Origin of the sequence: Curtobacterium sp. PhB137 (genome assembly GCF_003814955.1) — a bacterium.
Classification (GTDB): domain Bacteria; phylum Actinomycetota; class Actinomycetes; order Actinomycetales; family Microbacteriaceae; genus Curtobacterium.
Window position 1 is genome coordinate 82,303 of sequence record NZ_RKQO01000008.1, and the last position, 23,436, is coordinate 105,738.

Below are 23,436 nucleotides of genomic sequence, written 5' to 3' on the forward strand. Positions count from 1 at the left end.
GGTCCCTACGCTCCCGGCATGGTGCATCGGAACGAGACCCCGGACGTCCACGACGGCTCGACCGCGCTCGGGGGCCAGACCGCGCACAGCGGCGTGCTCGTGCACCGCGGATGGCCCGTGCACGGCAGCGCGGAGCGTCCGTGGCGCAGCGCCCACAGGGGTTCCCGCGCCGATCGGATGACCACGTCCGTCCGGGTGTCGCTCCCGCCGCGGATCGCTCGTGCTCGGTGGGAGCCCGATGCCCGGACCGAGGCGCTGCTCGACCGCGCAGCCGCGGCGCTCCGGTCGCTCGACGTCCACCACGGTTCCCGGCTCGCCCCGCTCGGGTCGGTGATCGGTCGGACCGAGGCCGTCGCCTCGTCGCGGATCGAGGACGAGTCCGCGTCGCTCGACGACTGCGCCCGAGCACTCGTGGGCATCCGCGCGAACCCGAGTGCGACCGTCGTCGTCCGCGCCGCCGGTGCGATCGAGGGGTTGGTCGCGGCAGCGGACACGGGCGTGATCACCGAGGCCGCGCTGCTCGAGGCGCACCGGCTGCTCATGCGCGACGACCCGGTCGACGGGCGGTACGCCGGGCGCTACCGCAGCGTCCAGAACTGGATCGATGGCGGTGACACCCCGCGGCTGGCGACGTACGTCCCGCCGCCGCCGGAGCTCGTCGCGCCCCTGATGGCCGACCTGTTCGCGTTCCTGCACCGGACGGACCTGCACCCGATCGCCCAGGCCGCGATCGGGCACGCCCAGTTCGAGTCGATCCACCCGTTCACCGACGGCAACGGCCGGATCGGACGTGCGCTGATCAGCGCCGTGCTGCGACGCCGGGGCGTCACGACGACGGTGACCGCGCCGATCGCCACTGCGCTCGCCGCGGATCGGGGCCGGTACTTCCGGCACCTCGAGCGGTACCGCGACGGGGTCGTGGACGCCCTCGTGGCAGACGTCGCGATCGCCATCGGCACCGTGTGCGACGAGGCGACCGTGACCGGCCTGCTGCTCGACGAGCACGCGGCCGACCGGATGGCGGGTCCGTGTGCCACGAGAGCCCACGCCGCCGTCGGACGGGCGCTCTCCGACGACCCGGTCCTGACCGAGGCCCGACTGCAGGACCTCCTCGCCGGTGTCGACGGCGGACCTGTCGACGAGGACCTGGCCGGCTCCGTGGCCGCAGACCTCGTGCGCGCCGGAGTGCTGCGTCCGGTCACCGAGCGGCGGCGTGACCGTGCCTGGGTCGCACCGGCCGTCGCGGACGAGCTCGAGGCCTTCGAGCAGCGGGTCCGCGCGGGGGTGGCGGGGCGGGCGCGGTCCGACCGGTTCCGGGCGGGGCGGCCGGCGGACGGTGCGACCGGTTCCGGGCGGGGCGGGCGGCGGACGCGGTGCCACCGGTTCCGGGCGGCGGCGTGACGCCCGGCTCGCCACGGGGCCGTGCGCATAGGGTGGGACGGTGAGCACCGAGCACTCCCAGGCCACCCCGCCCACCGCCGCCAAGCGGCCCGTGACGCGGACCCACCACGGCATCGACTTCGTCGACGACTACGAGTGGCTGCGTGACAAGGAGTCGCCGGACACCCTCGCCTACCTCGAGGCCGAGAACGCCTACACCGACGCCGCCACCGACCACCTCGCCCCGCTGCGCGACCGCGTCTTCGCCGAGGTCAAGAACCGTGTCCAGGAGACCGACCTCTCAGTGCCGGTGCGCATGGGCGGCTGGTGGTACTTCACCCGCACGGCCGAGGGCAGCCAGTACGGCGTGCACTGCCGTGCGCCGATCGCCGGTCCGGACGACTGGACCCCGCCGGCCGTCGTCGAGGGCGAGTCGACCCTCCCCGGCGAGCAGGTCGTCCTCGACGGCAACGCCCTGGCCGACGGCCACGAGTTCTTCTCCCTCGGCACCTACGACATCAGCGACGACGGCACCCGCCTGGTCTACGGCATCGACGTCGAGGGCGACGAGCGGTACACCCTGCACGTGCGCGACCTGGCCTCTGGCACCGACCTCGGCGACGCCATCCCGAACACCGGGGCAGGCGCGACCTTCGACCCGGCCGGCCGCTACGTCTTCTACCCGACGGTCGACGAGTCGTGGCGTCCGGACAAGATCTGGCGGCACGCGGTCGGCACTACAGCGTCCGACGACGTCCTGGTCTTCGAGGAGCCCGACGACCGCTACTGGGTCGGCGTCGGCGTCACCCGGTCGTCGCAGTACATCGTCATCGAGCTCGGGTCGAAGATCACGTCCGAGGCCCTGGTGCTCGACGCCGCCGACCCGACCGGCGAGTTCCAGGTCGTGTGGCCGCGACGCGACGGCGTCGAGTACGAGATCGAGCATGCCATCGTCGGCGGCAGCGACCGGTTCCTGGTGCTGCACAACGACGGTGCCGAGAACTTCGAGCTCGTCGACGTCCCCGCGGACGACCCCACGTCCGAGCGCGACCGCCGGGTCGTCGTGGCGCACCACACCGAGCGCCGCATCGAGTCCGTCGACGCCTTCGCCGGGCACCTCGCGCTCGAGTACCGCTCCGAGGCGCTCCCCCGCATCGCGATCATCCCCATCGAGGGTGACGGGTACGGCGACGCGCACGAGGTCCCCTTCGACGAAGCACTGTTCTCGGCCGGGCTCGGCGGCAACCCCGAGTGGGACCAGCCGACGCTCCGCATCGGGTTCACCTCGTTCGTCACCCCATCCGAGGTCAGCGACCTGGACCTGGCGACCGGCCAGGTGACGGTCCTGAAGCGCCAGCCGGTGCTCGGCGGCTACGACCCGGCCGACTACGCGCAGGAGCGCGACTGGGCCACCGCGTCGGACGGCACCCGCGTGCCGATCTCGCTCGTCTGGCGCCGCGACGCCGTCGACGCGGACACCCCCTCGCCGCTCCACCTGTACGGCTACGGCTCGTACGAGCACTCGATCGACCCGGGCTTCAGCGTCATGCGCCTGTCGATGCTCGACCGCGGCGTCGTCTTCGCGGTCGCCCACGTGCGCGGTGGCGGCGAGATGGGTCGCCACTGGTACGAGAACGGCAAGACCCTGACGAAGAAGAACACGTTCACCGACTTCGTCGCGGTCGCCGACCACCTGATCGAGTCCGGCCGCACCACCGCGGACCGGCTCGTGGCCGAGGGCGGCAGCGCCGGCGGGCTCCTGATGGGTGCGGTGGCGAACATCGCACCGGACCGGTTCGCCGGGATCGTCGCCGCGGTGCCGTTCGTCGACGCGCTCACGAGCATCCTCGACCCCGACCTGCCCCTGACCGTCATCGAGTGGGACGAGTGGGGCGACCCGCTGCACGACGCCGAGGTCTACCGCTACATGAGCGAGTACACCCCGTACGAGAACGTCCGCGACGACGTGCAGTACCCGCGGATCCTCGCCGTGACGTCGATCAACGACACCCGTGTGCTCTACGTCGAGCCAGCGAAGTGGACCGCGAAGCTGCGTGAGTTCGGGGCGCCGGTGCTGCTGAAGACCGAGATGTCCGCGGGCCACGGTGGCGTGAGCGGTCGGTACGCCTCGTGGAAGGAGCGGGCGTTCGAGCTCGCTTGGCTGCTCGACGTGCTCGGGCTGGCCGACGAGGCGCCCGCCGCCTGATGACTTGGTGAGCAGAAATGGTCGGGTTGCCCTCAGGCACCCGACCATTTCTGCTCACGAAGCGAACGCCCGCGCCCGCGCCCGCGGCCCGCGCCTCACACGCGGTTGAGCGCGTGCACCGCCTCGTCGTAGGACTCCTCGGCCAGGCGCACCCGGTCCCCCGCGAGCACGCCGTACCCGAACGTCCCCTCGCCACCGCGTTCGGCGATCGCCGCGTTGGTCCGCAGCGCGTCGAGGGCGTGCAGCGATCGGACCCGCTCGGTCAGCACGTCGGCCGCGCTGCCGATCCGCTTCCACAGCGCGTGCGGGAACGCGTCGTCACCGAGGACGTCCATCGCCATCCGCGCCCGCATCGTGCCCTGCCAGGCGGCTTCGGTGGTCGCACGGTCGGCGGCCTCGCGCTCGGCGGCGGTGTCCGAGGTGTCGTCGGCGACCGCGGCCCGGACGAGCTCGCGGATGTGCGGCTTCACGACGGCGCCGACGTCCTGCGCGACCTTCTTCGGCGATCGGAGCGACCACTCGGTCGGGGTCGGCCGTTCGACGGCGTCGTCGAGCGCGTCGAGCAGCTCGAGGAACGGCTCGCCGTGCACGAACGCGACGACGTCCCGCACCGACTGGTCGCGACGCTCACGGGTCGAGGCCAGGATGCGTTCGCGGGTCATCGAGTCGACCAGGTCGTCCTGCGCCGGGGTCGACGCGCGCGGCAACCGGTCGATCAGGTACTCGTTGAGTGCTGCGCGCGCGGTCACGGCAGCCAGGCCGTCGGCCGCCTCGGCGGCGCGGTCGACGGTGTCGCCGGCGGCGAACGCCGGACGGTAGGCGCCGAGGATCGACGCGATCTCGAGGGCGGTCTCAGCCGTCTGCCGGAGGTCGGCCGCGTCGCCGGAGCGGAGCCGCGATTCCTGGCCGAGCAGCGCAGCGCGCAGCTTCCGCAGTCGCTTCGCGAGGACGCGTGCGGTCGTGCCCTTGTCCGGCTTCTCCTCGGTCTGGAGGCGCGGTGCCGGTGCTCCTGCCAGCCCGCGTGCCAGCTTGGACGCGACGGCGGCGGGGCCGGCACCCACGGCCGCGAAGCGCGCGTCGAGGGCAGCGAAGAGCTCGTGCGCGACCTGCGGGTCGACGTCGGCGACGGCCTCGACCTCGACCTCGCGCCACGTGCGCGGTGTCTCCGGAGCGTCGTCGTCGAGGCGCTGCGCGGTCACCTGGTCATCGGCGAGCTCGGCGACCTGGTCGCCGTCCTCGTCGAGCAGGCGGGTGACGGTGCGGGTGGTCGTGATGCGGACCACGGGGCGCAGGCCACGGCCGCGTCGCTCGGTGAAGAGCGCCGCGAGGACCTCGGTCGGCACCGTGTCGGCGTCGTCGGTCAGCGGGAAGTGCTGCTCGTGGCGGACCGTGTCCGACTCGGAGCGCTTGATGTGCCACCCGGCGTCGGGGCCACCGGTCCGCCGGCGGACCGTGACCCGCGCCGCCACCAGGTCGTACCGCTCGGTGTCCCAGTACGTCGCATCGAGCTCGAACGGCTCCTGGTGCTCGGTGCGGAGGATGCCACCGGCGCCGACGAGGTCGGGCAGGGCACCGCCCTCTGGCAGGTCGTAGGTGCGCTCGATCTCGAGGTGGGTGTCACTCACACGGTCTTGTCTACCAGGGCTTCGCCGTGCGCCTCGACCAGCGCGGGCGCATCGGTGGAGAACCGTGACGCCACCACGGCTCCGACGACGGCGACCAGGAACGGGACGAGCTGCCCGATCCACGACACGAGCGCCATCGCGGAGTACGGGATCCCCGAGCCGTTCGCTGCTTCTGCGAGTGGGAACACCAGCACGGCAGCGACGACGGGCAGGACGAGGAGCGAGTACGTCCACACCGGTCGGCGGAGCACCACGAGCCAGACCGCGAGCAGCCCAGCCGCGATGACGCCGACCTGGACCGGGGCGTACACGGGGACGTTGAGCGAACCGCTCGTGATCGCCCACCACACTGCGGCGATGGCGAACACGGCAACGGCGCCGAGGACCCGGCGGCGGCGTGCGACGTCCGACACCAGCAGGACGCTCGTCGCGACAGCGGCGCCCGGCACCACCGCGAGCCCGATCCCGACCATGTCGAAGACGAAGCGCGCCTCCGGCAGGCCGTTGTACCGCTGCAGGAGCGCGAGGACGCCCACCGAGACGACGTAGGACAGCACCGCGAGCGCGATGAGGACCGGGATCGTGCGGATGGTGTGCGGTGCAGAACGGACGGGTGTCGGCAGTGCGGTCATGGTGTCCCCCCAGGTGGATCGGTGGCCGGCGCGTCGGTGGAACAGCGCCGTGGTGAACGCGCCGAACGCGAGTGCGGTCGGCGAGAGGTCGAGTTCGTGGGCATCGCGCACGTCGGCGAGCCACTGCTCGCGGCGGGCGGCGCGGTGTGCTGCGGGTGAGACGGCGACGGCGACCCCCACGAGCGCCCGGTCGAGCGCGCTCACGAGGTCACCGGCCGGTGGGCCGAGCGAGCCGGACGAGCGGGCGTCGCGGCGGGCGGACGCGCGGCGACGAGGTCGCGTGCGGCGTCGACCCCGTCCAGCGTGAACTCGTAGAGCCGACGACGCGGCCCCGGCCGGCTGGTCTCGTCGTCCCACGACGACGTGATCCACCCCTGCCGCTCGAGTCGCTCGAGGATCGGGTAGACGGTGCCGGCCTGGCGCCCGGTGGCCTTGATGACGAGCAGCCCCCATGCCGGGCCGTCGACGGTCAGCAGCGCGTCGAGCACGTCGAGCGTCGGGGCGGTGATGCGTTGGATCGGATCCATGCGGCTTAACCTAGCTATATCGGATAAGCGCGTCAAGGCCGTCCAGAAAGCGGGGTTAGCCTGGCGCCATGAGCGACACGATCACCCGCGAGCAGTTCACCCCCGAAGCCGGCGGCGTCACGATGTTCACGACCACGTGGTGCGGCTACTGCGCCCGGTTGAAGAACCAGATGACGAAGGCCGGCGTGCCCTTCACCGAGGTCGACATCGAGCAGACCCCGGGCACGGCGGAACTCGTCGCCGAGGTCAACGGCGGCAACCAGACCGTTCCGACGCTCGTGTTCCCCGACGGCAGCACCGCGACGAACCCGTCGCTGGCCGAGGTGCAGTCCCGCATCTGAGCGGCGAAGTACCGCACACACGCATCTGAGCGGCGGAGCCCCGCACAACCGAAGTCCGTCCGAACCGCGTGATCACGTGGTTCGGACGGACTTTGGTCGTGCTGAACGGGTGCGCGCCGCGCGACGCGGTCCCTAGCCCCCGAGCGCCTCGGTCAGCAGCGCGGCCATGGCGTCGAGCTGGATGTCGCCGGAGTCGACGAGTTCCTCGTCCGAACCGTCGAGCGCGCGAGCGGCCAGGGACGCCTTCGAGTCGATGAGCTCGGCGATCTTGGTGTCGATCGTCTGCGCGGCGATGATGCGCCACGCGGTGACGGGCTCTTCCTGCCCGATGCGGTGCACGCGGTCGATCGCCTGGGTCTGCTCGGCGCTCGTCCACGACAGCTCGGCGAGCACGACGTTGGACGCCACCTGCAGGTTCAGACCCACGCCGGCCGCGGTGAGCGAGCAGACGATCACGGCGACGTCGGGGTCGTTCACGAACGAGTCGATCTGCGCCGTGCGCTGCGTGGCCGTCTGGTCGCCGCGGATCGTGGCGGTGCGCAGGCCACGTCGAGCGAAGACCTCTTCGGCCTGGTCCATCACGTCGAGGTGCTTCGCGAAGAACACGACCTTGCCGACGTTCGACGCGAGTTGCGCGGCGTAGTCCGCTGCGAGCTGGGCCTTGGCGCGACCGATGCGTCGGACCATCGAGAACACGTTCTCGCCGGTCGACGAGGCGTCCTGGTCCTCGAGCTCCCAGCGGGCGACCTGCCGGACGAGCTTGTGGTCGATGCCGACGACCGGGTCCTGCCCGGTACGGGCGTCGAGCGCCTGGTGGTACCGGCGGACGAGCTTCGCGGTGAGCTCGCGCTCGGCGTCGCGGATGGAGCGGCCCTCGTCGCCGTCGAGCTCGACGGGGATGTCGGCGATCCGGCGGGCCGGGATGTCCGCGGCGACGTCGACCTTGCGGCGTCGGACGATGCCCTGGTCGATGACGGCACGACGGGCCTCGACGAAGAAGCCCTGGTCGGCCGGGGTCAACCCGATCTCCTCGAGCTCGTTCATGAGCTTCGCGCGGGGCTTCTTGTCGTCGATCCAGCCGAGGTACTCCCAGATGGTGCGGAAGTCCTCGACCGAGTTGATGAGCGGGGTGCCCGTCAACGCCATGAGCAGCGGTGCTGCGGTGCGCTGCCGGATGCGGTCGGCGATCTGCAGCACGAAGCGGGCGCGCTGCGAGTCCTTGTTCTTGATGAAGTGCGCCTCATCGACGACCATGCCCTTGAAGCCGAAGCCACCGAGCCAGCCGGCGTGCCGGTCGAGGATCTCGTAGTTCACGATGATGATGTCGGCAAACCCGTCGAGGTCGTTGCCGTCCCCGTGGATGACGGTGGCGCGGTGGTTCGGCACCCAGCGCTCGGCTTCGCGCGCCCAGTTCGTCTTGACGACGTTCGGCACGACGACGAGCAGCGGGAACGCGTTCGCGGCGTCGGCGGCGAGCAGCGACTGTGCCGTCTTGCCGAGGCCCGGCTCGTCGGCGAGCAGGAACGTGCGGTGCCCCTGCGACGCGGCGGCGACCAGTTCGGCCTGGTGCTTCATCAGCGTGGTGCCGGAGCGGGAGTGCAGCGAGGTCGGCTCGGGCAGCGGCATCGTCGCCGCTCCCCCGCCTGCGCCGTACTCGAACGACTTGAACAGCGGCCCGAAGAGCTCCCAGTTCGCCAGCCGACGCGGGTGTGCGACGGGCTGGTCGGCGAGTGCGAAGTCCGGCGGCAGGAACGGGTTGGCGAGCTGACGCTGCACGACCGCCTGCGGGGTGACCGCGCGCACCGGGGTCTCGGCGACCGGGGTGGGCTCGGCCGCGATGACGAGGTCCTCCGGCTGCAGCTCCATGCCGCCGGCGATCATCATGTCGCGCTTGACGGCGCGGGTCGCCTCGGAGACCTGCACCTCTTCCGCCAGCAGCTGGATGACGCTGGTGTCGCGGGCCGCGGTCTTCGCGAGGATCGTCGCCACGCCGTCGAGCCGCTTGAGCTGCTCGGCGCGCTGCGAGTCGGTGAGGTCGGTGTCGCCCTTCACCCGTGCGCGCTCTTCGCGCATGAGCAGTGCGACGGCCTGGAACTTCGTCCGGTTCGTCGCCTTGAGCGGTCCGCGCTGCGCCGCCGCCTCGACCTCGCGCACCGCGCGGGCGAGGACGGGGATCACGCCGTCGTTGTCCAGCGGCCTCGTCCGACGTGACGCGGTCCGCGTCCCGCCGGCAGCTCGCCGGGTGCCTGATCGAGCCAACGCTCCTCCTGTTCCGCCCACGCATCGGGGCGAGCCGCCCGTGGGGCGGAAGTCCTGCACCGGGGCCTGACACGGCTCCGGTTCGGCTGCGGGCCACCGTGGCCCACCGCATCGCCGGTCCCCGCTTCGGGACGTCCGGTGGAGTCCCGCGGACCGTTCCACCGCGAGCGCCTGCTCGGCGCCGGGTGCGACGGTCCGCGCCGGGATCCGGCGTCGTCACACGCACGTGACGCCCCCGCGGGGCGGTCACGGCCCGGTTCCCGCGTCGATCAAGTGATCGACGGCTGCGTCCGGAATCGACGCGGCACGCGGGAACGCGGTGCGTGCGCGCTCAGTTTACTCCCCGACCCCCGACAGGGGCGACTCCTCGTCGCCCGCGCGCGTCGCGCCTCCTGGAATGCCCCGTGTGCCGGCCGGGAGGCACGGTGCGGGCCCGCCACGCGCCTCCCGTCCGACGCCGGTCGCGTCCACCCCGCCGACGCGACAGATCCCGGGTCCCCACGCCGACCACCCCGCGAAGCGACAGATCCCGGATCCCCTCGCCGACCACCCCGCCGAAGCGACAGATTGCCGCCAACGTTCCGCGCAGATCTGTCGCTTTCGCGACGGGGGCCGCGAGCCGTCAGACGCGGGGCGCGGACCGCGGGCGGACCAGACCGGCCGCCGGCAGGACCGGAGCAGCCTCGGCCAACGCGGCCCGCGTCGCCGCGAGGAGCTGCTCGGCGGTCTGGATGCCGTTCGCGGAGCCGGTGGTCGCCTGGCCGCCGGCGTGGGCCAGCAGCTGGGCACCGATGGCAGGCCCGATGCGGTCGGCCTCGCGCGGGTTGCGGGCGACCCAGTCGCGGGCGATCGCGTCGGCGAGGCGCTCGGCCGCGGCTCCGCGGTCGGCGTCTCCGCGCGATCGGTGCCAGAGGCCTGTGACGACCAGGTGCGCGACGACCGCCCCGATGTCACGGACCGGGAAGCCCCACCCCGCGGTGTCGATGTCCAGCAGGCCGGAGATGCGCCAGGGCTCGTCCTCGTCGACGAAGACCTGCTCGAGGTGCAGGTCGCCGTGCACGACCTGCTTCGTCGCGCTCGTCCAGCCGATCGACCGGCGGCCGATGGCGTCGTACAGGCGGTCGATCTCGTCGGCGTCCTGCGGCAACGCGGCGATGAGCGTGCGGCGGTGCCAGTCGGCGTGGTCCATCGCGTCGGCACGGGCCTGCTGGGTCATCGGGACGGTCGCGACCCGACCGCTCAGGGCGGCCAGCGACGCGACGAACCGCGGGTCGTCGGCGATGTCGAGGATGCGGCTGCCGGCCGGCACGCCGCGGATCCGCTCGAGTACGAGGAGCCCGTCGCCGCGGCTGGACAGCACGCGGGGCACCGGCAGGCCCGCCGCCACGAACTGCTCGTGCGACTTCACGATCGGCGCGACCCGGTGCGGACGGACGATCTTCAGGAACAGGGTGCGCTCGGGGGCGTCCACCCGCACCACCGCACGCTTGCCCGGTCGGTACGCGGCCACCGTGAGCACCGGGTCGGTGACCGGCATGCCGAGCGTCGTCAGGAGCTCGGCGACCGCGTCGCGGTAGGTCACCTGCGGCAGCACCGGCAGACCCGGGTCGTTCGGGTACGCCCACACCGAGACGGGTTCGCCGGTCGCGGGGTCGGTGACGATCGCACTGTTCTGGTCGTGCGCGCCGCCGGTGTCGACGTACGTCAGGACGGTGGCGCGCTGGCCGTTCCGGTCGACGGTGTCGACCTCGTAGCCGTACAGGTAGCCGTTGCCCGAGGGCTCGACGGAGTGCGCCCGTGCGGCCACGACGGAGGTCCCGGAGCCGGCGAAGGCCTGCGGGATGACGCGCTCATGGTTGGGCCACACGACATCAGTCAACCGTGTCCGGACGTTTTCGTCGCGTTCGTGCACGGCTCGGCGTGCGGGCGGTGGCTAGCGTGGTCGGGGTGAACCCGGTCGCGCGTCTCCGCAGCTCCAGTCGCACGCCGTTCCTGCAGGTCGTGAAGACCGCGGTCGCGGTCGTCGCGGCGGTGCTGCTGTGCCGGCTGCTGATCCAGGGACCGTTCCCGACCTTCGCCGCGATCGCCGCGCTGCTCGTCGTGCAGCCGAGCATCAACCAGTCGTTCGTCAAGGGCCTTGAGCGGAGCGCCGGTGTCGTGCTCGGCGTGCTGCTCGCCACCGGGTTCCACCTGCTGCTCGGCGACTCGGTGTGGGTCGTCCTGCTCGTGGTCGTGCTCGCCATCCTCATCGCCTGGGTGCTCCGGCTGACCCCGACCTCGGCCACCCAGGTCAGCATCAGCGGGATGCTCGTGCTCACCGCGGGGGTCGTCACGCCGAACTACTCGGCCGACCGGATCCTCGAGACCGTGATCGGTGCGGTCGTCGCCCTCGTCGTGAACGCCCTGATCATCCCGCCGGTCCTGCTCGAGCCGGCGCACCTCGCCGTCGCCCGACTCGCCCGCGACACCGCCGTGGCCTTCGAACGCGTCGCGATCGGCCTGACCGAGGGGTGGGACCGCGACCGGTGGCAGGACGCCCTGGTGCGGGCGCGCGCGCTCCGGCAGCAGCACGCGAAGACCGAGGCATCACTGAACGCAGCCCGCGAGTCGCTGACGATGAACCCGCGTGGTGGCCGGCACCGCACGATCCTCGACCGCGACGTCGCCATCACCGAGCACCTGCGCGTCCTGGTCACGCGCGTCACCGGCATGACCCGGGCGATCCACGACAACACCGCACCAGACCTGCGCGCCGACCCGGTGGTCGGCGGCATCGCGACCGAGGTGGCCCGGATCGGATCGGACGTCCGCGCGCTGAGCGCCCGGGTCGAGTCGACACGGCTGGACCCGTCGTTCGCCGCGGGCGCCGGTCGGGACGATGCCGGGGTGGCGACCGCGGAACCCGCGCTGACCGCGCCGATGGAGATCGTGCGACCGAACTCACGGCACTGGGTGCTCATCGGCGCCCTGCTCGAGGACGTCCGACGCGTGCGCGAGGAGCTGCTCGGCGAGGACGACTGACGCCGGTCGGTCGCGGCGTGCCAGTGCCGGCGCCGCTCGGGCGCGGCGTGCCGGTGCCGGTCAGCGCGTGGCGCGTGCGGCTTCGGCCGCCGTCTGCACGACGTCGTCCCAGATCACCGCGGCCGGCACGGCGGGATCGGTGCCGGGCACGCCCACGTCGGCGAACCGGCTGATCTCCGCGACGACGGCCTCGGTGCCGACTTCGCGCGCCGCGCGGCTCGCCACGTCGGGGACGGCCGTCCGCAGTTCGGCGACCACGCGGTCGCGGCGGACGCCCTCCATCTGGCCGAGTGCGCCGATGCCCTTCCACGCGGCATCGAGCTCCGCGCGGAGACGGACGATGGCCGGGTGGTCGACGGACGCGTGGTCGATCGGGTCGTTCATGGTGCCCCCTGGTGCAACGGACCGCCCTTCGGGTAAGCGCTGTCCGCCAGGTGATCCTACCAATGAAGCAAGAAGTCCTCATGTCCCTAGAACGCGGGACAGACCGTTCTGCCCGGTGGCCTGGCAGCCACGGTACCCGCTCCTGTGACGAGATTCAGTGAGTTCGGCCCGGGCATCGACCCTCCGCGCCCGTTCGATGCCACGATGGGTCCGAGGAGGTCCACTATGCGGCTGTTGGTGGTCGAGGACGACGACGAGATGCGTGCCCTGATGGAGCGCGGTCTCGCTGCCGAGGGGTACCGCGTGACGGCGGTGGAGAACGGGGTCGAGGCGCTCATCGCCCTCGGCGAGCAGGCGTTCGACCTGGCCGTCGTGGACGTGATGATGCCCGGCATGTCCGGGTTCGAGCTCGCACGACGCATCCGCGAGCGCGAGGACCCCGTGCGGATCCTGCTCGTCACCGCGCGCGATGCCGTGGACGACCGCGTGTTCGGCCTCGACGCCGGCGCGGACGACTACCTCACCAAGCCGTTCGCGTTCGCCGAGCTCACCGCCCGGCTCCGCGCCCTCGGTCGCCGCGAGTCCGCCGGGGCACCCCGCACGATCGAGGTCGGCGACGTGTCGATCGACTCCGAGGCCCGTCGCATCTCGATCAAGGGCCAGCGCGTCGCCGTCAGCCCGACCGAGTTCGCGCTGCTTCGCCTGCTGGCGCGCTCCGCCGGCAGCGTGGTCGACCGGCCGAAGATCCTCGAAGAGGTCTGGGACGGCTCGCAGCACGTCGACCCGAACGTCGTCGAGCAGTACATCTCGTACCTCCGCAAGAAGCTCGTCGCTCATGAGGCCACCGTCGCGATCGCCACCGTGCGCGGCCGCGGGTACCGCCTGGATCTGCTCGGGGCGTGAGCGGGGCCTCCGCTCGCCCGGGGCCGGACCGCCCACGACGCGGTCTGGTCCGCCCCCTGCGCCTGCTGTCGCTGCGGGCACGGATCACGATCGGCTCGACGGCGATCGCCGCGGTCGTGATCGTGCTGCTCGTGCTGGTGATGCGGTTCCAGGTGGTCAGCGTCGTCGCGAGTGCGACCCGCACCCTGTTGGACGCCGACGCCGACCCGTACGTCGCCACGCTCGAGGTGGACAGCGATCCCGACCTGTCCCCGCCGGGCAACGCGCAGCTCGTCGCCGTGGTCTCACCGTCCGGCGACATCGTGCTCTCGACGATGCCCACCCGGGTGGAGAGCGCTCTCGGCAGCCTGACCTCCACTCCGGCCGGCACCTCGATCATCCGGGTGTCCGGGTCCGAGTACCGCGTGGTCGTCGAACACCCCGTGAACCAGGCCGGCCGGTGGACGGTCGTCGCCGCCCGGAACTCGCAGGCCGAGGCGATCGTGGTCGACGACCTCACCTCGACCCTGTCGCTCACCGGCGTCGCGATCCTGCTCGCCTTCGGCGTCGCTTCGTGGATCCTGGCGACCGCGGCACTCCGTCCCGTCAACCGGATGCGCCGTGAGGCCGAGCGGCTGTCGGTCGCGCCCGAACGGGCCGAGCTGCCCGTCGGCCCCGCGCAGGACGAACTCGCGTCCCTCGCCACGACCCTCAACGCCTTCCTCGCTCGCACGCGCCAGGCCACCGAGCGGGAACGGCAGATGGTGTCCGACGCCAGCCACGAGCTCCGCACACCGCTCGCGATCCTGACCACCCAGCTCGACCTGGCGTCGCTCGACGGTGACGACGCCGCTGCCCTGGCCGCCCACATCGAGCGCGCCAAGCACAGCGTCGCCCGGCTCTCCCGGTTGGCGAACGACCTGCTCGCGCTGTCGCGGATCGAGGAGTCCGAACGGCGGGAACAGGACGGCGACCAGCGCCCGGAGACCGCCTGGTCCGACCTCGGCGACGAGGTCATGGCGGCCGTCGACCGGGTCCGGCTCATCGCATCGGCCAAGGACGTCACCGTCGACTTCGACCTCGAGGCCCCGGTGGCCGTCGGTGGCTCCGGACCCGGCATCGGCGGTGGGACCCACGAGCCCCGCTACCGGCTCGACACCGGCGGCATGGCACAGCTCGTCACGAACATCGCGGGCAACGCGGTGTCGGCGCTCCCCCGCGGCGGCGGCATCTTCGTGTCCTGGCGCAGCACCGGCGGCGAGGGCGTCCTGCAGGTCACCGACGACGGCCCCGGTGTCCCCGAGTCGTTCATCCCGGTGGCGTTCGACCGGTTCACCCGACCGGACGAGGCCCGGAAGTCGCGCCCGAACCCCGATCCGGCCACCGGTGCGATCGCCCTGCCGGGTGGATCCGGGCTGGGGCTCGCGATCGTCCGTGCGGTGGCCGAACGCGCCGGCGGGACGGCATCGCTGCGGAACGTGCGCTCCGGCGGACTCGAGGTCACGGTGCGACTGCCCGAGGTCGAGTAGCCGCGCGCCTCCTCCGCGCCCGCCGCGCGCGGACCGCTGCCCGCGACCACTCACTGGAAGTCCCGCGACCGCGTGCGCACGGACAGCGACAGGTGCTCGATCCGGTCCGCCACCAGGTTGACCACGCCGTCGGGCGACCGCTCGAGGATGCCGCGGACGATCACCGCCGGGGATTCCCGGGCGACCCGGCGGTAGCGGCCCCACACCCCGACGCTGCAGATGACGTTGACCAGCCCGGTCTCGTCCTCGACGTTCATGAACGTGATCCCCGACGCCGTCGCCGGACGCTGCCGGTGCGTGACGATCCCGCCGATCTCGACCCGCCGCCCGGTCTCGGCCGTCGCGGTGTCCTGCACGCTGAGCACCCGGCGGGCGGCGAGCCGGTCGCGCACGTGCCGGACGGGGTGGTCGTCGGTCGTCATGCCCGTCGACCACATGTCGGCGATCAGGACGTCGCCGCTCGTCATCTGCCCGAACAGCGGCGGTTGGACGACGACCTGCGTGTCCGGCAGCTGGTCGGCGCGCTCCGCAGCGGCCTGGGCCGCCGACCACATCGCACCGCGGCGGTCGATGTCGAACGGGGCGAAGGCGTCGGCAGCGGCGAGCGCCTCGAGCTGCGCCGTCGTCAGCCCCACCCGGCGGGCCAGGTCGGACATGTCGACGAAGGGACCGTTCGCGTCACGCTCGGCGACGATCTTCTCGGCGCTCTTCCGGCTGAGCGAGGCGACCTCGGCGAGTCCGAGCCGGACCGCGAACGCGCCGTCGCGGCGGTGCCGTGCGGTGTCGTCGGGCAGTGCCTTGTCGAAGGGCAGCACCGGCGGCTGCTCGGTGTGCAGGCAGGCGTCGTCACCGCACGGGGGCACCACCTGGTCGTCGCCGAGCGGTTCGAGCGTCGCGTCGACACCCGAGCGCAGGATGTCCGGTCGGAGCACCTGGACGCCGTGCCGACGGGCGTCGGCGACCAGGGTCTGCGGTGAGTAGAACCCCATCGGCTGCGCCCGGAGCAGCGCGGCCAGGAACGCCCCCGGGTAGTGCAGGCGCATCCAGGCGCTCGCGTAGACGATCAGGGCGAAGCTGATCGAGTGGCTCTCCGCGAAGCCGAAGTTCGCGAACGCCTGGATCTTCGCGTAGATCGCGTCGGCGTCCTCGCCGTGGATGCCGTTGTCCGACATGCCCGCGTAGAGCTTGTCGCGCAGCCGGTCGATCTTCTCGTGGCCGCGCTTCGAGCCCATCGCCCGCCGCAGCAGGTCGGCGTCGTCGCCCGAGCAGTTGCCGACCGCGATCGCCATCTGCATGAGCTGCTCCTGGAACAGCGGCACGCCGAGGGTGCGTTCGAGCACCGGTTCGAGCGACGGGTGGATGTAGGTGATCGGTTCCTCGCCGGTCCGACGCCGGATGTAGGGGTGCACGGCACCGCCCTGGATCGGGCCGGGGCGGACGAGGGCGACCTCGATCACCAGGTCGTAGAACCGCCGTGGGAGCAGCCGGGGCAGGGTGCCCATCTGCGCGCGGGACTCCACCTGGAACACCCCGATGGTGTCGGCTCGGCAGAGCTGGTCGTAGACGCCCTGTTCCTCCTTCGGCATGGAGTGCATCTCCCAGCGTTCCCCGCAGTGCTCCGCCGCCAGGTCGAACGAGTACTGCAGCGCCGCGAGCATGCCGAGGCCGAGCATGTCGAACTTCACGAGCCCCATGAAGGCGCAGTCGTCCTTGTCCCACTGCAGCACCGTGCGGCCGTCCATCCGCGCGTGCTCGATCGGCACGACCTCGCCCACCGGCCGGTCGGTGAGCACCATGCCGCCCGAGTGGATGCCGAGGTGGCGCGGGAAGCCCAGGACGTCGCTCGCCAGCCCGACGACCGCCGGCGGGATGTCGTGGTCCTGGCTCTCGGTCACCGAGCCCCACCGTTCGACCTGCTTCGACCAGGCGTCCTGCTGCCCCGGGCTGTGGCCGAGGGCCTTCGCCATGTCGCGGACGGCACCCTTCGGGCGGTACGTGATGACGTTCGCGACCTGGGCGGCGTTGTACCGTCCGTACTTCTCGTAGACGTACTGGATCACCTCTTCGCGGCGGTCCGAGTCGAAGTCGACGTCGATGTCGGGCTCTTCGTCGCGCATCGCCGACAGGAACCGCTCGAACGGCAGGCCGTAGCGGATCGAGTCCACCGCGGTGATCTCGAGCAGGTAGCAGACCGCGGAGTTCGCGGCGGAGCCCCGCCCCTGGCAGAGGATCCCCCGGCCGCGGGCGTACTGCACCATGTCGCGCACGATCAGGAAGTAGCCGGGGAAGTTCTTGTCCTCGATCACGGCGAGCTCGCGTTCGATGCGCTCGCGCTTCTGCGGGTCCACGCCGTCGGCGCTGCCGGGGTAGAGCCGACGTGCACCCGTCCAGGTGAGCTCCCGCAACCAGGACATCGCGGTGTGGCCGTCCGGCACGTCGAGGTCGGGCAGCCCGGGCTTGACCGTGCGCAGCCGGAACCCGAGTTCGTCGGCCAGCGTGACGGTGTTCTCGATCGCCCCCGGGTACCGCCCGAACCGTCGGGTCATCTCGGCGCCGGAGCGCAGGTGCGCGGTGTCGGCGGCCGGCAGCCACCCGTCGATCTCGTCGAGGCTGCGCCGGGCCCGGACCGCGGCCAGCGCCGTCGCCACCGGGAACCGGTCCGGGGTGGCGTAGTGGACGTTGCCGGTCGCGACCAGGGGCAGCGTGTACCGCTCGGCGAGGGTCGCGAGCACGTCGTTCCGCGCGCTGTCGAGCGGGTCGCCGTGGTCGAGGAGCTCCACCACGACGTTGCTGCGCCCGAAGCGGTCGAGCAGCACGCGCAGCGCGGTCTCCGCCGCGGACTCCCCGCCCTGCTCGAGCGCCTGTCGGACGGTGCCCTTCCGGCACCCGGTGAGCACCCGCCAGTGTCCGTCGGCCCGTCCCGCGAGCTCGTCGAGGTCGTAGCGCGGGCTGCCCTTCTCGGACCCGGCCGCGAGGTGCGCACTCGTCACCGCGCCCGCGAGCCGGTGGTAGCCGTCCTGCCCGTCGGCGAGCAGGAGCAGGTGGGAGCCCTCGGGATCAGGGACGCCGTTCTGCGGTTCGGTCAGGCCCAGCGAGAGCTCGGTGCCGTAGACGGTGCCGACCTGCGGGTACGCCTCGGCGACCTCGGCCATCCGGGCGGCACCGTAGAAGCCGTCGTGGTCGGTGAGGGCGAGGGCGTGCAGGCGCAGCCGTGCGGCTTCCTCGAACAGCTGCTCGGGCTGGCTGGCGCCGTCGAGGAAGCTGAAGGCCGAGTGCGCGTGCAGCTCGGCGTACGGCACGACCGGAGGGCCGTCGTCCGCAGCCGCCGGCTGGTCCGTGGGGACGTACGGCTCGCGCTTCCGCGACCACGCCGGGCTGTCCCCGCCGTCGCCGGCCTTCGCCGTCCCCGGACTGCGCTTGTCCGACAGGGCGCGTTCGAACTGCGACCACGGCACGGGTGGGTTGCTGTAGCCCATCAGGTCCTGCTCCTGGATCGGTTCACGTGGCGATCGCCTCCGCCCACCAGCGGTGGTCGGCCAGCACCAGGTACCAGGCACGGCCCTCGGCGTCGACGAGCTGCAGTCGGTGCAGTCGTCGACCGCCGGACTCCCACCACCGCACGACGAGCGGCCAGGGGCCCGCCCAGGCCGTGACGGGTGCGAACCCGCCGCCCCGGTCCCCCTCGGCGCGGAAGCGTTCGGGTGCGCCGGACAGCACGCCGCGGTCGTCGACGTCGACGCTCGCGCCGTCGCCGGAGACCACGTCGACCGGCCGGGGACGCTCGAGCACCGTGGCGGGCGGCGGGCCGGGCAGTTTGCCGGGCCACGGTCGGTCGCGCACGGTGGCCAGGGCACGCTCGCCGCCGGGTGGGGCGTCACCCCACGGCACGAGCACCACCCGCTCGGACAGGGTCCGGCCACCACCGACCCGCGGGCTCACCACCCCGTCGTGCCCGACCATGCCCTGGATCCGGGCCAGCCCGTGGTGCACGCGCTCGTCCGGTCCGGAGCCCCAGAGTCCGCGTTCGTGGTTCGCCATGTCGTCGACGGCGACCGGCTCGAGCACGACCGAGATGACGGGGGCCTCGAGCCCGGTCGGGTCGACCCCGCCGGCGAGCTGCCACCGCACCCGGTCGACGACGTCGGCGGCGTCGAACCACCGGGGGTGCGCCCACGTGCGTTCGAGCAGGATGTCCCGCTCGTCGACGATCCCCACCCGGATGGTCGTCGCGACCAGCCCCGCGGCGCGGAGGCGTGCGGCGAAGTCATCGGCGGAGCGCCGGAACGCGAACGCGATCTGGTCGGCACGGTCGAGCGGGGGCTCGAAGGCGGCCTCGATCCGGAGCTCGGGCGGGATCGCGCGTGCCGAGATCTCCCGCGGGTCGCGTCCGCCCGCCAGCCGGTGCAGGAACGCCCCGGCGACCCCGAACCGGTCGCGGACCTGCTCGTCACTGAGCGACGCGAAATCGCCCAGCGTGGTGATGCCGAGCCGGTCGAGCACCGTCGCGAGCTCGGGGTCGCCGAGCACACCGAGGGGCAGGGCCGCCAGGAAGTCCGACGAGCCGGAGACCGGCACGATCCGTACCCGTTCGCCGGGACGCACCGGCCGGGCCCGTGCCGCCTGCTCCGCCGCGAACGGGGTGTCCGCCACACCGGCCCGCACCGCCGGGGCGCCGTGGTCGGCCGCGATCCCCGCCAGGGTCGCCGCGGCCGCCCGCTCGCCGCCGTAGTACCGCGCCGGCCCCCGGGCACGCAGGGCGAGGGTGCCGGGCCGCAGTACCTCGACCCCGGGGACGGCCGCCTCGACCGCGCGGATGACGGGTTCGAACGCGCGGTGGTCGAGGGCGTCGTCGTAGGGGTGCACGACGAGCTCCGGACAGCGCGCCTGTGCCTCGCGCACCCGGAGGCCCCGGACGACGCCGTGCTGCCGTGCGGACGCGGAGCTCGCGAACACCAGGCCCTTCGCGACCACGGCGAAGGGTTGCTCCGGCGGTGCCCCGGCCGCGCGGGCCGCCGCGATCACCGGCCAGTCCGGACACCAGAGCACGATGGTGCGGGTCGGCGGTGGCTCGGGCAGCGCTCCGCCGCGGGCGATCGCGTCGGCACGGACACGCCCCGGCGCGATCACGACGCCACCGCCACGCCCAGCAGCACCCCGGCGATCACGACGCCACCGCCACGGGCCGCAGCACCCCGGCGATCACGACGCCACCGCCACGGGCCGCAGCACCCGGGTGTCGCCGGACCCCACCGACGGCACGGGGGTCGCCGTCCGGACCGTGCCGTCGGCCGCGGGCAGGAGCAGTTCGGCGCTCGTGGGGCGCACCGCACCCGCACGGCCGGTCGCCGTCACGGTGGCACGACGCTCGGTCAGGTGCCCGTGGCCCTGCCCGATGCCGCTCCACACCGACGACGTGATCCGCAGCGTGACGTCGGCACCGGGCCAGGACCCGAGCGCGACGAGGGCACCGCCGCGTTGCCGGAGCCGTGCAGACAGCCGGGCGACGTCACCCGGCACGACCCGCCCGAGCGGTCGGGTGAGCACGATCTGGGCGACGTCCGCCATCGCCGCGGTCACCGCGAGCCACTGGTCGCCCGGATCGGGGACGAGCACGAGCCGCTCGAGGTCGATCCCCGCGGCGGCCGCGGCCTCGATCCCGAAGGACGGCACCCCGACGACCGCGCACCACGCACCGGACGCCGAGGCCGCCTGCAGCATGGTGATCGCGAGCAGCACCGACTCGGGGACGGCGTAGGTGCCGCCGACCCGGATCGCACCGCCGGGCAGCAGGGGTTCGAGAGCGGAGGCGGTCGGGAGCCCAGCGGTGTCGACACGGGTGGACTCCATGTCGGTGACCCGGGACCGCAGGGACGTGATGCGGTCGAGCGCCGCCCGGGCGTCACCGAGGTGGTCCGCAGCGCCCGCGCCGCCCCCACGCGCAGCACCTGCGCCCGCGCGCGCAGCACCCGAACCCCCGCGCGCAGCACCGCCCCGCCCGACCCGGTCCGGGCCGGGCGACCGGAGTGCCGCCGCCGTCTGCATGCCCTCATATTCGAACATGTGTTCGATGATGTCAATCGCGTCCGACATCCGTGGACAATCGGGTCGAACGCGTGTTCGGTCAGCTCACCACGTCGCCACCGCTCCCACCGCGCCGAGCACGGACCGCGTCTTCGTCACGACCTCGTCCGCCTCGTCCACCGCCACCGACGACCAGGTCACCGCTCCCCCGGCCCCGAGCGTCCGCGACCGGACCTCGACCGGACCCACCCCGCCGCCCGAGGCGTCCACCACCGTCACCAGTGTCCGGATGACCACCGACAGGTCGACCGCCCCGCTCGCCGAGAAGTACCCGATCACCCCCGAGTACACCCCGCGCGGCGCGCCCTCGAGCCGGTCGGCGATCGCCATCGCACTGATCTTCGGCGCGCCGGTCATCGACCCGGGTGGGAACGCCGCCCGCACCACGTCCGCCGGCGACGTCCCCGACGGCAGCACGGCACCGATCGTCGACACCATCTGGTGCACGCTCGCGTAGGTCTCGACCGCGCACAGCCGTTCGACGTGCACCGACCCGGGGATCGCCGTCCGCAGCAGGTCGTTCCGCAGCAGGTCCACGATCATCACGTTCTCGGCACGGTCCTTGGCGCTCACCGCGAGTTCGTCCCGCACGGCCGCGTCGGCGGCAGCGTCGGCGAGTCGTCGCCGCGTGCCCTTGATCGGTTCCGCCAGCACGGTGCGGTCCGCGGCGATCCGCAGGAACCGCTCCGGCGACCGGCTCGCCACGCGTAGCGGGCCGAGCCGCAGGTACGCACCGAACGGGACGGGGTCCGACGCCCGCATCTGGAGGTACTCATCCAGGTGCGGGTCCGTGCCGGGGCCGACCCGGGCCTCCCGGCCCCCGCCCGGCACGGAGAAGGAGGTGGTGAGACAGACCTGGAACGCGTTGCCCTCGCGGATCTCGGCGCGGCACGCGTCGACGGCGCGTTCGTGGTCGGCTCGCGACGTGCGTCCGGCCGCTGACGACACCCCGGCCGGGAGGCCCGTGGCCGCGTCCGCCACGTCGGCCGGCGACGGCGACCCGGTCACCGTCTCGAGCCACGCCCGGTTCTGCGCGCTGGCCGCCGGTTCCGCGTCGGCGACGAGCGTCAGCGCCCAGGCGCCACCGGTGTGGTCGACGACCACGGCGCGGTCCACGAACCGCAGGTCGGCGTCGGCGTGGCCGTCGGCGGTGCGGTCCGGGCCGCCGGACTCGCGACCGAGCTCGTACCCGAGGAACCCGACCCAGCCGAGCGCGAAGCCGCAGCCGGCGATCGGCTCGGGCAGCTGCGGCGTCCGCGCGAGGAGGTCGGCCAGCACGGTGAAGGCCGGACGGTCGTCGGAGGACGACGAGCCGAACCAGCCGGCAGCGGGCGCGGCGACCTCGACGGACGCCTGCCGGTCCTGGTGGCGGAACCGGGCACGGAACGGCCCGTCCGCCCACGTCAGCACCGACCATCGCGCCCGTGGTCGAGCGGCGTCGGGTGCGCCGTCCGGCAGCGCGGAGTCGAGCCACACCAGGTCGCCCTCGACCGCGGCGGCCAGCGCGCCGAGGTCGGGGACCGGATCGAGCCGGCGGACCTCGATGCGGGCGCCGGCCGACGGACCGGTCAGATCGCGGAGATCGTCCATGCGGCGGCGTGGGACGCACCGGCGGCGAGCACCACGAGACCGCGGTCGACACCGTCGTTGAAGGCGTCCGGGGCGCACGTCATCGGCTCGACCGCCAGCCCGGCGCGGTGGTACTCGGGGACGACGTGGTCGGCCGTGTGCACCTGCACCCACGGGCACTCCGGACCGAAGGCCGCGCGGACACCCCGGCCGTCCGCCGCGGTCAGGGCGATGGTCGCGACCCCGTCGGCGTCGCGGTCGAAGCCGGTGAAGGCGTGGTCGATGAACCGATCGCCGATGCGTGTGGCGGTGCGCAGGTCGAACTCGTCGTGCACGGGGACCAGGTCGGTCGGGATCAGCCGGTCCGGCGTGACCTCGAGCACCTCGGCCGCGGGCAGGGTGAGGGTCCAGTCGTCGACCGTGCCGGCGCCGGCGACCAGGTACGGGTGCGGGCCGGTCCCCCACGGGGCGTCGTCCGCGCCGGAGTTCGTGCCGGTGATCGTCGTGTGCAGCCCGGCGTCGTCCAGCCGGTACTCGACCAGGACCTCGACGCGGTACGGGTAGCCAGCCTGGGCCTGCACGGTGGTGGCGAGCACCACGCGGTCGGACTCCTGCGCCTCGACCCGGAAGTCGGTCCAGGCGACCAGCCCGTGCAGGGCGTGGTGCCGTGCCGGTTCGGTGAGCGCGAGCTCGTGGTCGACACCGCCGAACGAGTACTCGCCGTCGACGACGCGGTTCGGCCACGGAGCGAGGACGGCACCGCGGAACGCCGGTCGGACCTCGTCGGCGGCGAACGGCACGATCAGGTCGCGACCCTCGTGCCGCAGGGTCCGCAGCGTCGCACCGACCGTGGCGATGTCGGCCGTGTACCCGGCGGCGGAGATCGTCAGCGGGGTTCCGGACAGCGGCGCATCGTTGCTCATGCGCTCAGCGTATCGGGCACGTGCGGCCACCCGCACCACGAGGAAACCCCCGTCGTTCCGGGGAACGACGGGGGTTG

The 23,436-nt window shown here is 73.0% G+C and carries 17 protein-coding genes; 6 read left to right on the forward strand and 11 right to left on the reverse strand.

What is annotated here, in order from left to right; translation table 11 throughout:
• Window positions 1–18: 18 nt before the first annotated feature.
• Together EDF28_RS14860 and EDF28_RS14865 are read left to right on the forward strand one after the other, a co-directional pair.
• Window positions 19–1,401 (forward strand): Fic family protein, encoded by a 1,383-nt coding sequence (locus EDF28_RS14860; protein ID WP_123938829.1) that lies wholly within the window; start codon window positions 19–21, stop codon window positions 1,399–1,401.
• 40 nt (window positions 1,402–1,441) lie between these two features.
• Entirely contained in the window at window positions 1,442–3,586 is a 2,145-nt protein-coding gene (locus tag EDF28_RS14865) for a S9 family peptidase (RefSeq protein ID WP_123938830.1), read from the forward strand.
• 95 nt (window positions 3,587–3,681) lie between these two features.
• On the opposite strand, the gene EDF28_RS14870 is transcribed toward EDF28_RS14865, so the two are convergent.
• From EDF28_RS14870 to EDF28_RS14875, 3 genes are read right to left on the reverse strand one after another with little or no spacing between them, the layout of a single operon-like run.
• Window positions 3,682–5,211 (reverse strand): CYTH domain-containing protein, encoded by a 1,530-nt coding sequence (locus tag EDF28_RS14870; RefSeq protein WP_185094257.1) that lies wholly within the window; start codon window positions 5,209–5,211, stop codon window positions 3,682–3,684.
• The gene (locus tag EDF28_RS19300) at window positions 5,208–6,047 is read right to left on the reverse strand and encodes a hypothetical protein (RefSeq protein ID WP_185094258.1); all 840 of its coding nucleotides are present in this window, start codon (window positions 6,045–6,047) and stop codon (window positions 5,208–5,210) included. Before EDF28_RS19300 ends, EDF28_RS14870 begins: the two co-directional genes overlap by 4 nt.
• A complete protein-coding gene (locus EDF28_RS14875; RefSeq protein WP_123938832.1) occupies window positions 6,044–6,370 on the reverse strand; it encodes a PadR family transcriptional regulator in 327 nt (108 codons plus the stop codon). The genes EDF28_RS19300 and EDF28_RS14875 overlap by 4 nt, the downstream gene beginning before the upstream one ends.
• 68 nt (window positions 6,371–6,438) lie before the next feature.
• Between EDF28_RS14875 and EDF28_RS14880 the strand changes: the two genes are divergently transcribed.
• A complete protein-coding gene (locus EDF28_RS14880; protein WP_123293947.1) occupies window positions 6,439–6,711 on the forward strand; it encodes a mycoredoxin in 273 nt (90 codons plus the stop codon).
• A gap of 132 nt (window positions 6,712–6,843) precedes the next feature.
• Here EDF28_RS14880 and EDF28_RS14885 read toward each other — a convergent pair whose 3' ends face one another.
• On the reverse strand, window positions 6,844–8,970 hold the full coding sequence (locus EDF28_RS14885; protein ID WP_165901102.1) for a DEAD/DEAH box helicase: 2,127 nt from the start codon (window positions 8,968–8,970) through the stop codon (window positions 6,844–6,846).
• Between the two features lie 622 nt (window positions 8,971–9,592).
• Window positions 9,593–10,837 carry an aminoglycoside phosphotransferase family protein gene (locus EDF28_RS14890; RefSeq protein ID WP_111084551.1) on the reverse strand — a complete coding sequence of 415 codons (1,245 nt, stop codon included), beginning with the start codon at window positions 10,835–10,837 and terminating at the stop codon, window positions 9,593–9,595.
• A gap of 80 nt (window positions 10,838–10,917) precedes the next feature.
• Here EDF28_RS14890 and EDF28_RS14895 point away from each other — a divergent pair, with 80 nt between their 5' ends.
• Window positions 10,918–11,991: an aromatic acid exporter family protein gene (locus tag EDF28_RS14895; protein WP_123938833.1), complete on the forward strand. Its 1,074-nt coding sequence runs from the start codon at window positions 10,918–10,920 to the stop codon at window positions 11,989–11,991.
• 60 nt (window positions 11,992–12,051) lie between these two features.
• On the opposite strand, the gene EDF28_RS14900 is transcribed toward EDF28_RS14895, so the two are convergent.
• On the reverse strand, window positions 12,052–12,375 hold the full coding sequence (locus tag EDF28_RS14900) for a hypothetical protein (protein ID WP_123938834.1): 324 nt from the start codon (window positions 12,373–12,375) through the stop codon (window positions 12,052–12,054).
• Window positions 12,376–12,600: 225 nt separating this feature from the next.
• Between EDF28_RS14900 and EDF28_RS14905 the strand changes: the two genes are divergently transcribed.
• Both EDF28_RS14905 and EDF28_RS14910 read left to right on the forward strand, forming a co-directional pair.
• Window positions 12,601–13,278 carry a response regulator transcription factor gene (locus EDF28_RS14905; protein WP_111084549.1) on the forward strand — a complete coding sequence of 226 codons (678 nt, stop codon included), beginning with the start codon at window positions 12,601–12,603 and terminating at the stop codon, window positions 13,276–13,278.
• A complete protein-coding gene (locus EDF28_RS14910) occupies window positions 13,275–14,786 on the forward strand; it encodes a HAMP domain-containing sensor histidine kinase (protein WP_123293948.1) in 1,512 nt (503 codons plus the stop codon). The genes EDF28_RS14905 and EDF28_RS14910 overlap by 4 nt, the downstream gene beginning before the upstream one ends.
• Before the next feature lie 50 nt (window positions 14,787–14,836).
• Here EDF28_RS14910 and EDF28_RS14915 read toward each other — a convergent pair whose 3' ends face one another.
• The 5 genes from EDF28_RS14915 to EDF28_RS14935 all read right to left on the reverse strand — a co-directional run bounded on the left by EDF28_RS14915 (window position 14,837) and on the right by EDF28_RS14935 (window position 23,359).
• Window positions 14,837–18,262, reverse strand: a complete 3,426-nt coding sequence (locus EDF28_RS14915; protein WP_123341069.1) for an error-prone DNA polymerase — start codon at window positions 18,260–18,262, stop codon at window positions 14,837–14,839.
• Window positions 18,263–18,284: 22 nt separating this feature from the next.
• Window positions 18,285–19,913, reverse strand: a complete 1,629-nt coding sequence (locus EDF28_RS14920; RefSeq protein ID WP_123938835.1) for a DNA polymerase Y family protein — start codon at window positions 19,911–19,913, stop codon at window positions 18,285–18,287.
• 72 nt (window positions 19,914–19,985) lie between these two features.
• The gene (locus tag EDF28_RS14925) at window positions 19,986–20,846 is read right to left on the reverse strand and encodes a hypothetical protein (protein WP_123938836.1); all 861 of its coding nucleotides are present in this window, start codon (window positions 20,844–20,846) and stop codon (window positions 19,986–19,988) included.
• Window positions 20,847–20,912: 66 nt separating this feature from the next.
• Entirely contained in the window at window positions 20,913–22,457 is a 1,545-nt protein-coding gene (locus tag EDF28_RS14930) for an anthranilate synthase component I family protein (RefSeq protein ID WP_123938837.1), read from the reverse strand.
• Entirely contained in the window at window positions 22,436–23,359 is a 924-nt protein-coding gene (locus tag EDF28_RS14935; protein WP_123938838.1) for an aldose 1-epimerase family protein, read from the reverse strand. The genes EDF28_RS14930 and EDF28_RS14935 overlap by 22 nt, the downstream gene beginning before the upstream one ends.
• Between the last annotated feature and the right edge of the window lie 77 nt (window positions 23,360–23,436).